Consider the following 14,018-nt stretch of genomic DNA (forward strand, 5'->3'; position numbering starts at 1 on the left):
TTAAAACCTTCAACTCTTCACAATGTCTCACTATGTATATAATTGGCAGTAAACTTGCCGAACAATGGGTCGCGACTTTGCTTACTGTGTCGCCTTAATTTCTTCCGCAAGGTCTTGCGTTGAAGTGTAGGTAATAAATTCCCCGCGCTCAAGCTGGTCAATTCCTTTGTGGATGTCGCGTCGCAGCTCTTCAAGTTTGAGTTTTCGTAGGTCTTCGCGCTCTTTGAGGAGGCGCAGCCCTTCACGAATGACCTCACTCTGGGACTGATAGAGGCCACTGGCGATGAGTTCTGCGACAAATTTATCTAAGGTTTCGCCGAGATGTACGTTCATAGGGCAGCACCTCCAATGATCTGCTTCTCTTTGCGATCCTGCCATCATTAACAATAACTGTCAATTTTTGACAATGCTTTCGTAATGGTTATCGGTATGGGGGAGAAAAACTTTACCTGAAGCGGCGGCGGACTTGCCCACCGCTGTCGCTTTCAAGAGGTGCGCTGAGGACGGGCAGGACACTTTCGCGGTGTAAGCCTAAGGGGTTGGCAGCCCGCCCTCAGCGCCGCTGACGCTCACCTCTTGAATGGGCAAGCCCTTTGTAGGTTGGTGGACTAACTGATATTTTCTCTCAAACTAAGGATATAAGACGCAAGATTTATGCAAGATAAAGCTTTGGTGCAATGCTCTTGTAGAAAGTATTAGTCTATGACAATCTTCATTTTGTCCAAAGTCCAAAAAGTTGAAACTTGTAGGAAGAGTCAGTTTCAGTTAAAACCTTGTCTATACATAAATATAGACAAGGTCTAGACGAATCTCGGGGTTCTTCCTAATAAGGAACTACGATCTAGTACTCACAAATGTACACTACCTACCGCGCATGAATTTGATCATCATAAAAAATCAATCGTAGACATGTATGAAGTTCTCAAACTCAAGTAGGAAGCAATAAAACTATACGATTGCTAAACTGTTGAGGTCGCCGCTGTAACCAGTGATTTCAATAATGGCATCATTGCAGGAAGAGAACCCAGCATTGCAGTCATTGAGTGCCAAGAAAGTACGGGTGCTTGCTCCTGTCCCATAGGTAAAAACAGCAGCACCATTGGCACCAAATGTACGCTTGGTCAGTTTAGCAGCGATCTTCGATTCTTTTAAGGCAGAAACGGCTCCCACTTTGGCGATGTTAGCAGCACTGAGAGCATTAAAACCATCAATGATATCTGTACCGATCACTAAATCGGTGATTCGATCAAAGTTATCCAGCAGTGATTCCCTTCCTTTAATGAACACGAAAGTATCGGCTTCGCTACCTCCAGTGAGGATATCGCCGCCTAAGCCACCCTTGAGTCGATCAACGCCTGCTCCGCCATCAAGACTATCATTACCATTACCGCCACATAAGGTGTCGTTGCCTGCTAGTCCAGTCAGTGTGTCTTTCCCATTACCTCCATCAAGATAATCATCTCCTGAGGTTCCTACGAGTGTATCTTTCCTATTTCCACCCTTAAGGTTAATACCAACTTCAATCGCAACTGTAGCTGTAGCCGTAGCTGCTCCATCGCTAATCGTATAAGTGAAGCTGTCACTACCGCTAAAGTTGGCTAGAGGGGTGTAAACCAACAGATCGTCAGTAAGGTTACCAGGGGTACCATTATCACTAAGAACGATGCTACCTCCTTTGGTAGAAACATTATCGAATGTGTTTATTGTGATGGCATTTCCATCAGGATCGCTGTCATTGAGCAGAACATTTATAGTGACTGAGTTCTTTTGATTGGTAGTAGTCTTATCATCTACTGCTATAGGTGGCTGATTCGTACTGCCACCTCCTGGGCTTTCAATCGCTTTAATCAATACATCAACTAAATCAGAAGCTGTCGCTGCATTTAAAAATTTGCCTCCAGTTGCACTTGCAAGGCTTTCAAAGTCAGCACTTGTGGACGGATCGTTGCCAATTAAAACGGTAAAAATTTCAACAGGGACTCTAATTATTTTCCCCTCTGCACTGGTTTCTTCTATTTCAAATTTAGTAAGTATAAGATCGCTTGAAAGACGAGTCGCTTCAATATCACTCGCAATAGAAAATGCACGTAAGCTAGGTGCTGAAGGTACACTTTCAATGCCAACATCAGCAGCAAGTCTCAGCACCTCTGCACGAAGATCAGTATCTTTTGGAGGTGCGTCACCAAAAAGAATTATTCTTCGGGCGGCGGCTTCTTCACGCCATGTTCCCGCACCACCATTCAACGCACGAATTAAGCCAGAATTAACAAGTTCTGGAAAATCACCTCCACCCCCAACAGAGATGCTGTTAATAGCATTCTTGGCTGCGGTTTTTCTATCCGCAATTTTTGGCTGGTCAGTAAAAGAAAGAAAAGTATTTGTCCCAGGATCGTTATATCCAACTACGGCAATACGAGAATCTATAAAACCTCTATCTCCCTCGAAAATAGCGTCAATAATCTCATTAGACCGAGCTTTAACAGCAGCAATATCATCGAACATACTACCAGTTGTGTCGATGACAAAAGCTATATCTTGCCCTGGTGCCAGGTTAATCTTTTTGTCAGCAAATTGGCCAAAGTCAACGCCAGTTAAAATATCTGAACCATCTCGGTTGCCCACGCTATCCGTAATGCGAATTGATTTATCGGGGAGAAATTCTAATTCATAATCGGTAAACGCACCTTGATAGACAGAAGTATCCGTTCCTTCAAATAGCCCAAAAAAGAACGATCCGCCCTTGATCGTGTCATTACCCGCACCACCAATAAAGGTGTCATCTCCCAAACCACCATCTAACACATCGTCACCAGTCCCTCCCTGGAGTTCATCAGCAAAAGTACCACCAGTAATAGTGTCACTTCCATCTCCGCCCGCAAAAAGGTACCCAAAATAAATATCAAAGCTTAGTTCTGCATCAAATTCGTTTAAGCTGTCAGCATTGGGAGTTCCGTAAATAACCTTAAGATCCCCACGTTTATATGACAAGAATGTATCGGTCGCTATATTACTAAGATATGAAGATGAAAGCGATGCAATTCCAAGAGTATCCTTAGTAATACGTGACAATGTACCAACGACACTCACATCTCCTTCCCGTGTTTGGTCAGCAGTATAATCCGATTGTTTATACTCAGTAAGAGTAGCTCCCGAGCCTGTAAAATTAATACTTACCGCACCACGAGCCAATCCATAGGGGTCTAGTGTGGGTTCAAGAAAAACAGTATTGATTAAGTTAGCAAGTGGATTTCCTGCCTCAAAATCAAAATTGTCGTTAAAAGCTCGTACCTCTATATTTTTAATTGTTTTGACACCACCAACTACTTCAAATGTTGCTGTTGAAGTGTCTAGTCTGAAAGCTGTTGTGCCAAAAATGTAAGAACGGTCTGCATGGTCGCTATCGCTGATGCCAGTACCATACTGTGATATTCCAAGTCTAAAATCATCAGGTGAGAATGTTGTTCCTAGCGCTGTTGCTAACGTTGTAACACTATAGGTATTATCGGCTAGAGTCGCACCGAAGAATTTATCTACAACGCCAAATAAAGATGGGTATGCAAAACGTCCTCCGCCTTGAGTCATATAATCACTCATTGAGTAATTAATTGATGCAGGTGTGGCGGTTGTAGGTCGGATATGCTCGTTATAATTGCTGGCAGAGGGATTATTTGTTCCAAAGACGAATAATTTAGTAATTTCTTTTTCGTCGTAATTAAACATAATCTCCTAAAATCTTTTAAACTGGTTGATTATGCTTGATTGTACGGGAATTAGTTTACGTGAAAATACCAAACTACATGAAGATCGGACAAATTCTTGATGAAGCTGCTATGAATGAAACTTCACAAATAAAATCTAAGAAGTTAAAGAAGTAATCATATTTGGAGTAATGGCGTGCAATTTATTGATGGCGTTAAATTTATGTTGATATAGTTAAAACATTTATTATGGAGTAATCGCACGCACCCTTTTTAGAATGAAGATGTTAATTCTGCTCCTAAATCGTAGTTTACTAAGCATAGTAATACTTGCTTTAGTGTTAGTAGCGTGTGCTCATTCTGAGCCTCTTAGTAACTATTGCCTCTCCGAGATAAAACAGAAATATAAAAGCAGTACTCTTTATGCGAGGACAACAACAACGCAAATCACTGTCACTGTTGAGAATGGAAATACATTTGATATATCTAAATTGCATAATAATTATTTATCAGTAAATCAGAGAGGCAATAAAAAAAATTTACAAAAAATAGAAGCTAAACAGTATGGCTATGGAGAAATTAATGAATTAATTTTGAGCACACATGGTAATTGGCTCTGGGTGAATGGCGATGAAACCGATTATGTTGCTTTACTAAAGACTTATAAAACCTCAATCGAGCTAGAAAAGATGATACCTTTGCCTAAAGTTTACAGTAAGCCATGTTCATTTCTTGAAGAATGGTTAGGCAACTGTCTTCAGTCCCAAGGATACTACAGTTATGTATTAGATCGTGTATTTATAACTGGTCATAACTCAACATTGTTTGGAAACTCAAACTTATCTACTTATGAAATTATAGGGAAAACAGTAAAACTTTTAAGGACTAATCAAGCCATATCTTCGATCTTAGTTGATTGGCAGCAACAATACCCCCAGAGGCTCATAGAAATTTCAAACCCTCGTGGAGTTGTTTTCCGAGATATCAATCAAAACGACATATTTTATGATGGAGAACACTTTACGACTCTTAAAAAATGCTCATCGTAATACTTACTACATTTATCAGAAGTTTTAGAAGTAGATTAGAAGATTTTGAAAACCTGGCTTAAGGGGTTGGCAGCCCGCCCTCGATGCCTCATAGCTTCACCACTGTTAACCAATCTCATAGGACTGAGAAAGCAGGTTGTATTTACTAGCGATCGCTTGTTGTCCTTGTGCTAGCTCACCTAGTGCTGCTACCTTTTGATCTGCGTGATGTACGCTACGCTTTTATGTCATGGTGCAAGTAGCTCTACACGTTGTAAAACATGAGTAGCAACGACATTCATGATCGGGATTAATCCTCATGAATAAAGTATGCAGCTATAACCCTTGGGAAGTAGGAGACCATCTCAATGACAACGCTTACCAGTAATAACTACCTCTCAAGGCTTGTCGTAAAGGGGTTTAAATCGATCGCTCACTGCGACGTAACGCTTACGCGGCTTAATGTGCTGATTGGCTCTAATGGCGCGGGAAAGTCTAATTTCATCGGCTTTTTTCGCATGATGCAGCAGATGCTGGACGGTCACTTACAAGTGTTTGTGAGCCGCCAGGGGGGGCCAGATGCAGTGTTACATTTTGGGCGAAAAACAACCGAGCATCTGCACATTGAACTTTACTTTGGTAATAATGGCTACCGTGCAACCCTTGAACCAACCAACGATAACCGCCTTATGTTCTCTCAAGAATCGTTGTGGTGGCATGTAGATGGTGAGCAGTCCTTAGGCGGGGGCCACGTTGAGACACAGGCATTACGCAGCACGGGGACAAGCGTTGATGCCTCTGTCGTACCTGCGATGCAGCAGTGGCGCGTGTATCATTTTCATGACACGAGTGATACCGCCTACGTCAAGCAACCTCATGGTATTAATGACAACGCCTACCTACGCCCTGATGCGCGTAACCTGGCGGCATTTTTATATTTACTCCGCGAGCAGTACCCCGCATCGTTTGAGCGCATTGTGAAAACAATTCGGCTGGTTGCTCCTTTCTTTGGTGATTTTTACCTACGACCTTCTCCTCAAAATCATGAAGTGATTGAACTGGAATGGGTGGAAGCAGGGCAGGATGTCCCCTTTAAAGCGCATCATCTCTCCGACGGTACGCTCCGTTTTATCTGTTTAGCTACCGTGTTGCTGCAACCACCGACGCTACAGCCTGACACGATTTTAGTTGATGAACCTGAATTAGGTCTTCACCCGTATGCCATTACTGTTCTTGCCTCATTAATGCGTCTTGCTGCCCAAGAAAAACAGGTGATTGTCTCCACCCAGTCGGTAGAACTGCTCAATGAATTTCACCCAGAAGATGTGATTGTCGTGGAGCGACATGAAGGAAACTCAACACTGCGACGACTACAGGAACATGAATTACGCGAGTGGCTTGACGAGTACAGCTTAGGAGAATTGTGGAAGAAAAACATCTTCGGCGGGAGGCCCTCTCGATGATTCGCGTGCATGTGTTTGTCGAAGGGCAAACAGAAGAAACATTTGTTCGAGAAGTACTTTCTCCGCATTTCCTCCTACGCCATATTTATTTAAATCCCATTCTGGTACGCACTAGTGCCACAGGAAAAGGTGGGGTGGTCACGTATGCCAAGATTAAGCCGCAGTTAGACCGCAAGTGCCGTGAAGATAGTAATTCATTTATCACGACGATGTTTGACTTTTATCGATTGCCTCAAGATTTTCCTGGGAAGAATTCATTACCTCCTACCAGCGATCCATTACAGAAAGCAGCATATATTGAGCAGCAGATGGCACAAGATATCGGCTTTCCCCAATTTCTTCCTAATATTATAGTGTATGAATTTGAAGGACTTTTATACAGTAATCCACAGGCATTTTTAGCATGGTTTGATCAAGGTGTAGTTGATCAATTGCACGCAGAACGTGAAGTATTTCCTTCACCTGAACATATTAATGATGGTGCAACGACTGCGCCATCAAAGCGGATACTGAAATGGTGCCCTGGGTATGAAAAACCCCTACATGGCTCTTTGATTGCAATAGACATTGGCTTAGACACTATACGTCAGCAATGCCAGCATTTTGATGAGTGGTTGACACGTCTGGAAGCCATACGATAGTGAAGTGATGACAATGCCTTAAGAAGATACTTGTATTCTTCACATTGAATACAACAAAGCCTGGAAATAAAACATAGTTGAAAAACGTACATAACGTGTTTTGTACGATTGCTAATGGAAGTTAATAATTAAGTATGAGCATTAATAAACAAAGTTATAAATTTAAAATAAACATTTAATATAGCTGGCATATGCACTCCTTATTCGGATTAACGTGAAACGGATAAATCGTATAATTATCTGATAGATTGCTCCACGTTTGTAGCGCCTCCTTCTATAAAAAGTTCTCATGATGATACGTGAGCTTCTTGTGGTGATATCGCGGTATGATAGGTGTTGTCCCTGTGGACTTTTGTAAGGGATGGAGAGTGAAGTTGCTGTCTATCTGCTGATCGCCCTTCTCGGTAGCACCGCTTCGTTTTTTGGTGCGTTGGTAGGAGGTTCGGGTCTGGTTATTCTGCCTGGTCTCATCAGTTTAGGGTTCTCAGCCCCAGAGTCGGTTGCTCTTCTAGAAGTGGGAGCACTGGGGATGATGCTGACGAGTGCCTTGCAGTTTCATCGCGCTGACAAAATCGACTATTCTCTTGCAGTACGGTTCACGGCTTTTTCCGGCTTAGGCGCATTGACGGGGGCTATCCTGCTTCTTCGTACTGCACCCGTCTATGCGGAGAAGATTATGGGTATCGCGTTACTCTTAATTTTTGCCTGTATGGTGCTGTGGAAGCAGGAAGGAATTTACCAGGGTGAAGAGCGCCCACACCCAAGAATTAGTCCAACGCTAGGAGCTATGCTGTTTTACGCAAATGGAGTGTGGAGCGGCTTCTTGTCGGCTGGGTCACATATTATAGGCAACTTTATTTTAGTGTTTTTCTTCCGTCGTACCTTGCTTGAAAGTGCAGGGATTCTCAAGATAGAAGGCATTGGCGCAGGAATAGTCACCACGCTTATTTTTTCCTGGGCAGGAATAGTGACGTGGGGAGCAGCACTCGTGCTTTCCCTTTCAATGTCTATTGGAGCATGGTGTGGCTGTCAATTCGGCTTAAGGTTAGGTGATGTCAACGTGCGCTGGCTTTACCTGTCGATTGTGTTGATATCGGCGGTAAAGTTGCTGAGGTGATGTAGCAATCAGACAATTTATGCACGAGGTGAGCAACGTCGATTCCTTCGGAACGCTACGCTAACGAAGAGATGTGTTCACGCTTTACAATGAACAGAACAAAGCCAGAGACTGCACCAGCGATCGCTGTGGTTCAACCTCAACTTACCAACGTGGTTCAATTCCCCACTCCCAAGCAGAAATCACCTTATCGTGGCAATTATCGCAATCGTCATTATAAGTTTGAATTAAGTAAAGACATTATAAATATAAGTACAAGAAAATAAGAAGATTAGGTAAAGAAGCATAAAATTAGATTTATTGTACTGAATTTGTAGGAATATGTGAGTATTCGCGCTATTTCTATCATAAAATGATGAAATTATCCCGATTGCTTGCATTCTCTGCGAGTGGAACTGCGGCTCTTGCTTCTCTTCAATTTATTCTATCAACTCCTGTTACTGCTAAAAGTCTTGCTCCTTACCTCTTTAATTTTCTTGGTGTAAAACATGAAAGAGATTTAAACAGGAAATTTTCCTCGGATTTCTTTATCGCAGATAGTGGAACCGTAACGCCAAAACGCAGAAAAAGCCTTGTTCCTTTTAAAGGTGAGTACAGTGTTCTTTCATTTATTCGCCCTGTGTCGCGGATTATTGAAGCAACTCATCTTTCGATTTCTGGAAGCCGTGCTGTCTGGGATAATGGAAGTCTTTCAGTATCACCGCAATCTATTTCTGTTTATCCAAAAGTTTACTCTGACATCAATGATGGAAGAAACCCCAGTAAAATTGATGATGATGAATACTTTCCTATAGCTACTATTACGATCACAAATAATGCAGGAGATAGCCCAAATATTCCTCGATTAGGGATTCGCTCCCAAATTAATTTATCAATACAAGGCGCATATCAAACTACAGAGCTTGTTCCTTTAGAAACCAAAAGAACATACATTGAATTTAACGATTATAGCGAGAAATTAAATGTTAAAGGGATAAAAGATACAGTCTCTTTCTCTTTTATACATTCAAGTAGCCAAGATGAGTATTTTAAACTCTTTAATCCTCTCACTGGGAAGGAGGAAACTTCGCCATTTTATTTTAGAGATATTGATGTAGTAGAAGGAAAGCCAAAAGCAATTAGTAAGAATGATTTATCAATTAAGCCTGTCTTCAATCTTGGAGATGGTGAGACAAAAACATTTACTCTTTATGCGCGAATTTATACGTCCCAGCTTGATATACTTAGCTATTCTCAACTTCTAGCAAAAGGGAATGCGACCTACGTATTTTACGGAAGTGAACTTAACAGTAGGCAAAATAGTTTAACAAATGGCTCCATTTTTGCTGCTTTTCGGCCTAAGAAAGGCATGGATATTAACATTGCAGCAAAGATTTTAGGCTACGACCACTTTAATTTCTATCAAGAACTACGTTCTGATGCCTCAAAAAATAAAACTTACCCTGATATGCGATTGATTGGTGGATTCTCACAAGAACAAGTGTATAAATATCAAATTAAACCTCCTTATGTAGATCCGCCTCCTTATAGAAAAACATCAGAACCAAATAGTCCAGAAGCAGACAAACTCCCATATTACTGGGATGAAGATATAAATAAAAGTAGTAAATATTACTTAGAGAATAATATAAAGAATGGATGGTTAATATTTTCTGATAGGCCAAGTAGAAATTTTGATCCAACACAAATTACAGATAAGCCCGACTTATCGTTTGTGACTGCTTTAGTTGGGGTAAAAGATCCGATTGGCACAACAACAGATCAGCCACAGTTTGATCCTTTACTCTATTTTGAGTGGAAAACAAACTACAACAGACTGAACACAAAAAATGAAGGGGGAATTTATCAGCTTACAGATGTCAAGCCAGTACAAAATCGTGATGTTGTTATTACAGCACCATTTCCACCTTCATTAGGCAATGGTGGCATTGTACCTATTACACCCTAACCAAGTCATTGGAATTTTGTTGTAATGTTATGTAGAGACATTTCATGTCTCTACATAACATTATTAAAATAACTTAGGCTTAATTTCCGAGTCATAACACGTAAAAGGTTATTTGCAGTATGATTGTTCGCACCAAAAATCAACTATAGTGTCATTACACAGTAACGATTTTTAATGTAAGAAAACAGGATTTATTTTTTCATGAATTATAGAAATGGGAGATGAGTACAAAGTTGGTATTCCTAATGATTATTTAAACGCTAATATTAGAGATATTTTTGAAGACGAGCCTTTCTATTGCTTTTGGCTCTCAGAGCCAAATATTTATATATTAGAATCCTTAATTATTGGAATATGCCTACTAATATTAGGTTTTTTGATTAGGAAGAAACAATTAATTGACATTGCCGCATTATTTTTTTTGGGAAGTGTGTTCTTCGCCGTACTAGGAATAGGGATGAATTTAGCAGGTACTACTGGTATTAAGTTAGTACCGAAATTAACAGGAATTATTCTTCAAGCATGTACTCCTGAACCACCTGAAGAACCCATGATATGTGACGATTTGTATGGACTATACCAATGCTTCCATTCCTTGAAAAAAATGGTAATAGCAAATATTTTAGTCATTTCTGCGATTGTATTATTCTTAGGAATTTGGGTAAAACATAAAAGAACATTACAGGTTGCATTCTTATTTTGCTTGATCACTAGTTTGTTTTCATTAATTTTATATTAATAACTAAATTTACTAATTAATAAGTAAAAAGCCTTATTGCATACTGTTGTAACTTTTTCCAAAAAAGTCTACCGCTCGTCTCGAGAGCGAAGTTATGAAGAAGAAGCTTCAGCCTCTGCTGCCTTACGTTTCTGTTTCTTTGCTTCCTGCACCACTTCTTTATCCTTCTTGTGTACTTTCAAAAACTTAGGCGGCTTTTCTTGTGGCTCGGCAAGCATCTCGACAAAGGCAAACACATTCCTTTGTGGTAAAAACTTGGCTTTAATCGCCACAAAAGGCGGCTGCCCTTGCGCGTCTTTTTCTGCTTTCGGATTAAACCGAAACGGCTTTACAGGCGCATCTTTCCAGAGCACAGGCACATGGCTCGCTCGCATAAACCACACGTTTTGTCCTGGTTCAGCTCGTTTCATAAACTCAAGCCGCTCACGCGTAAAGTTACGTAACACCGTAATGCAGGGCGTAGGACAGACTGGAATAAACTGCCAAAATCCTGAGACCTTAAACTCTAAATCGCCTAAGTCTCCTGACACGGCATTTTCTTCTTGTCCCAGGTCAAAGCCTACGACTTGAAACGCCACAATATGTGGCTCATCTCTTTTAGGAAAGTGGGTTATCTTCGGGTAGACTACTACCCGTTGCCGTGACTGCCCTGAGGTTTCTACATGGCGCTTTAAGGACTCAAAGGCACGTAATTTCTTTTTAATAAACAGCAAGGTGTAGTCATTGCCACCAATGGTGATAGTCGCACGTTCATCACTAAAGCGCACCTCGCCTGTGACCACGCCAATGGCTTTAAACTGAAGCGATGAATCGCTCCATTCCTCACGCGGTGGGTGTTGTTTCCTTAATTCCTCAAGGGAAGGAAGCACTTTTTTCGGGCGTGATGGTGGTGGCGTAGGATCTGTGGGAGTAACGTCAGTAGAAGACATACGTAGGAGCGTAAACGGCGTGAGAGAAAATCTCCCCTGTGTATCATACCCAGGCAGGCACACCACGCCTAGACTACATGGTAGGCCTTAGCCACTACCTGCGCTGCTCACAGAGTTTGTAATAACGATAACGTTTCATCTCGTCAACGGTATACTGCGCGGTATACCCGTTATCCCATTGTATCCAGGCACGTTGTCTACGAATGCCTGTAATAGTGCCAGCACAGCCCCCGTCTACACCGATGCGATCGCCTGCTACCCATTCTTCATGAGGTGCTGTAGGAGAAGATGCTTCCTCAGTGGTAGTATCTGTAGTATCTACTACGTTAAGGTCAAGACAGAGCTGCACCGCGTGGGTACTCGTAGGCGACGCTGTTGTCTTTGGTGCACGGTACCCTTGGGCATGACGTTTCCACCATGAGGCGATGGTAGAAAGCATGAGCGTAGGCGGTTCAACCTCTCGCTTGTAATCCCCCTGCCCTAATAACTCTAATTGCAATGCCGTGCCTGAAGGAAATATAGCGATGATTTGTTGATAGAAATGCAGCGCTTTTGACGCAATCATGGGTGCATAGTCAGCACACCGTACCCAGATGCGATGAAGCGTTAACGCTGCCTGTGATAGGAATGAAAGTGTTTCCTCTGTCCCTAATTTACACCGAATAATCGTGCCAATTGCTTTGCCTGCATTGCTCATGAGTGGTGCAGCTAACTGCGCGAAAAATTGAATGCATTCACCCCGCTCTTTCGTGAGGCGGGTAATATAGGTTGCCGCGTCTTTAATTTCAGATTGAAGTGATAGAAATAGTTGAAAATTATCGGAGCGAAGTGAGGTAGTAACTGCCATAACTCGTCCTCATTGCTACTTTATAATAGTGTAGCATTCCTAATGCCAAAAAATGCATTTTATCTATAAAAATACTTCGTAAACCTTCCTTAATTTTTATGATTGTTCACAATAGTAACCTCAGTTAAACAAGAAGAGGTTACTATTATGTTGGATGCATTATTGGCAGTTTATCTCTGGGTTATTGTTTTTAGTTTTTTGTGTTGGTTTGTAACTCCAACGGTTGAAGACGAAAAGGTTAGGTTGATAAAAATAATTGATTCCCTAAAACTCAAACAAGCTAGACAAGTAGCTTCAAAACTGGGAATAAAGCAAAAAAGGAACAAGAAGGACATACCAAAATTAGAATTAATAAGCGAAATAAGAATAAAAATTGAGACACATGAGCGTGAAGTTTTTCAAGCAGTTTATGAAGTTGTTTCACCAATAAGATGAACAAAAAATTGTAGTGGGATGACCCGTTTTCGCTTCATTACAAACGAGATACCCACTACTTCAGTCTTTAAAAGGGTTATTTAAGCTTTTGGGAAGATGAGCTTAGTAGGTACTACACATTTTATCTTCCCACCCTTTCAATTCTCATTACACCTTATAGAAATACTGCACTACTTCTAGAAAAAACCTGATTGACCTTATGTTGAATTAGGTTTTAGGAAATGTTAGTTGAAAACTACAAACGTGAATTCTCAACCAAATTACTCTCTCTTGTTCATTCACGAAGCCGCTATGAAGTGTTTCGAGATTGGGTAGAAGTCGCCGCGATTACCTCTCAGCAAGTACCGTATCACCAAGGAATTTTAAAAAAGGATGAACTCTACGAACAAGGTGAACGAAGGTATCTTGAGATAGTGAAAGAGTATGATCGTGATTCATTGCAGGTATTTGCAGAAATGTTTGGCCTTGTGCAGCTTGTGCTTTCCACCGCAAAGAGTGACTTTTTAGGACAACTGCATCAAGAACTCGAAATTGGATGGAAAGCCGATTTAGGGCAATTTTTTATGCCCTATCCTGTTGCCAAACTGATGGCTCGACTCTCAATTGACCAGCACTTACTGGATGAGCAGATCACTCAAAAAGGATATGTCAGTTTTCATGAACCAGCGGTAGGAGCAGGATGTTTTTTAATTGCGGCTACTGAGGTGATTGAGGAATTGGGCTATAATCCTCAGGAATGTATGTACTTTGAAGCAGTGGATCTAGATTCGCTCTGTGCGAATATGACGTATATTCAACTGTCTGCCCTGGGCATTTCTGGCACTGTCATTCATGGTAATTCGCTGTCTTTAGAAGTGTATGGTGTAAGGTATACTCCTGCGTTTCTTATCGCAAAGAAATTTCGCGAACTGCATGACGTACCTACGCTCACGCAACAGGTGGAAGAGACATTCACCTTTATTTCTTCATCTGAAGACCCGCAGGGACAGGATGCGTTTGACGTTTCTCCCCGCCAACTGAGTCTTTTTGAGGAGATGCCAGCACCGCCACAGACTGCTGACCAACACAAGGCGAATACGCATAAGCAGAGTAAGAGGGATGCTACACCACCAACTGAGAAGCAACTAGACTTATTCGAGGATTTGTAACCTTAAGGATTTTCAACGCGATGCG

At 41.5% G+C, this 14,018-nt stretch carries 13 protein-coding genes; 9 read left to right on the forward strand and 4 right to left on the reverse strand.

Annotation, left to right across the window (positions count from 1 at the left end):
* Window positions 1-81: 81 nt before the first annotated feature.
* Both AACU25_RS22245 and AACU25_RS22250 read right to left on the reverse strand, forming a co-directional pair.
* A complete protein-coding gene (locus AACU25_RS22245) occupies window positions 82-333 on the reverse strand; it encodes a type II toxin-antitoxin system ParD family antitoxin (RefSeq protein ID WP_096579357.1) in 252 nt (83 codons plus the stop codon).
* 615 nt (window positions 334-948) lie between these two features.
* On the reverse strand, window positions 949-3,720 hold the full coding sequence (locus AACU25_RS22250; RefSeq protein ID WP_096579359.1) for an Ig-like domain-containing protein: 2,772 nt from the start codon (window positions 3,718-3,720) through the stop codon (window positions 949-951).
* A gap of 262 nt (window positions 3,721-3,982) precedes the next feature.
* On the opposite strand from AACU25_RS22250, the gene AACU25_RS22255 reads away from it, so the two are divergent.
* The 7 genes from AACU25_RS22255 to AACU25_RS22285 all read left to right on the forward strand — a co-directional run bounded on the left by AACU25_RS22255 (window position 3,983) and on the right by AACU25_RS22285 (window position 10,634).
* Complete coding sequence (locus AACU25_RS22255) at window positions 3,983-4,747, forward strand: hypothetical protein (RefSeq protein ID WP_321206755.1); 765 nt, start codon at window positions 3,983-3,985, stop codon at window positions 4,745-4,747.
* Between the two features lie 347 nt (window positions 4,748-5,094).
* Window positions 5,095-6,189, forward strand: a complete 1,095-nt coding sequence (locus AACU25_RS22260; RefSeq protein WP_096579363.1) for an AAA family ATPase — start codon at window positions 5,095-5,097, stop codon at window positions 6,187-6,189.
* Complete coding sequence (locus tag AACU25_RS22265; RefSeq protein WP_096579365.1) at window positions 6,186-6,830, forward strand: DUF4276 family protein; 645 nt, start codon at window positions 6,186-6,188, stop codon at window positions 6,828-6,830. Before AACU25_RS22260 ends, AACU25_RS22265 begins: the two co-directional genes overlap by 4 nt.
* Before the next feature lie 361 nt (window positions 6,831-7,191).
* Complete coding sequence (locus tag AACU25_RS22270; RefSeq protein ID WP_096579367.1) at window positions 7,192-7,947, forward strand: sulfite exporter TauE/SafE family protein; 756 nt, start codon at window positions 7,192-7,194, stop codon at window positions 7,945-7,947.
* Window positions 7,948-8,020: 73 nt separating this feature from the next.
* Complete coding sequence (locus AACU25_RS22275; RefSeq protein WP_190445839.1) at window positions 8,021-8,167, forward strand: hypothetical protein; 147 nt, start codon at window positions 8,021-8,023, stop codon at window positions 8,165-8,167.
* A 132-nt stretch (window positions 8,168-8,299) separates the two neighbouring features.
* Window positions 8,300-9,895 carry a hypothetical protein gene (locus AACU25_RS22280; protein WP_190445838.1) on the forward strand — a complete coding sequence of 532 codons (1,596 nt, stop codon included), beginning with the start codon at window positions 8,300-8,302 and terminating at the stop codon, window positions 9,893-9,895.
* A 214-nt stretch (window positions 9,896-10,109) separates the two neighbouring features.
* Window positions 10,110-10,634, forward strand: a complete 525-nt coding sequence (locus AACU25_RS22285; RefSeq protein WP_096579371.1) for a hypothetical protein — start codon at window positions 10,110-10,112, stop codon at window positions 10,632-10,634.
* A 92-nt stretch (window positions 10,635-10,726) separates the two neighbouring features.
* Here the strand turns inward: AACU25_RS22285 and AACU25_RS22290 are convergent, their stop codons facing one another.
* Together AACU25_RS22290 and AACU25_RS22295 are read right to left on the reverse strand one after the other, a co-directional pair.
* Window positions 10,727-11,563 (reverse strand): hypothetical protein, encoded by an 837-nt coding sequence (locus AACU25_RS22290; protein WP_096579373.1) that lies wholly within the window; start codon window positions 11,561-11,563, stop codon window positions 10,727-10,729.
* A 94-nt stretch (window positions 11,564-11,657) separates the two neighbouring features.
* Window positions 11,658-12,410: a hypothetical protein gene (locus AACU25_RS22295; RefSeq protein WP_096579375.1), complete on the reverse strand. Its 753-nt coding sequence runs from the start codon at window positions 12,408-12,410 to the stop codon at window positions 11,658-11,660.
* A gap of 147 nt (window positions 12,411-12,557) precedes the next feature.
* On the opposite strand from AACU25_RS22295, the gene AACU25_RS22300 reads away from it, so the two are divergent.
* Together AACU25_RS22300 and AACU25_RS22305 are read left to right on the forward strand one after the other, a co-directional pair.
* Window positions 12,558-12,845: a hypothetical protein gene (locus tag AACU25_RS22300; RefSeq protein ID WP_096579377.1), complete on the forward strand. Its 288-nt coding sequence runs from the start codon at window positions 12,558-12,560 to the stop codon at window positions 12,843-12,845.
* Window positions 12,846-13,066: 221 nt separating this feature from the next.
* Window positions 13,067-13,993: an N-6 DNA methylase gene (locus AACU25_RS22305; RefSeq protein WP_096579379.1), complete on the forward strand. Its 927-nt coding sequence runs from the start codon at window positions 13,067-13,069 to the stop codon at window positions 13,991-13,993.
* Window positions 13,994-14,018: the final 25 nt, after the last annotated feature.

This window comes from Tolypothrix tenuis PCC 7101 (assembly GCF_963874875.1).
Lineage (GTDB): Bacteria > Cyanobacteriota > Cyanobacteriia > Cyanobacteriales > Nostocaceae > Aulosira > Aulosira tenue.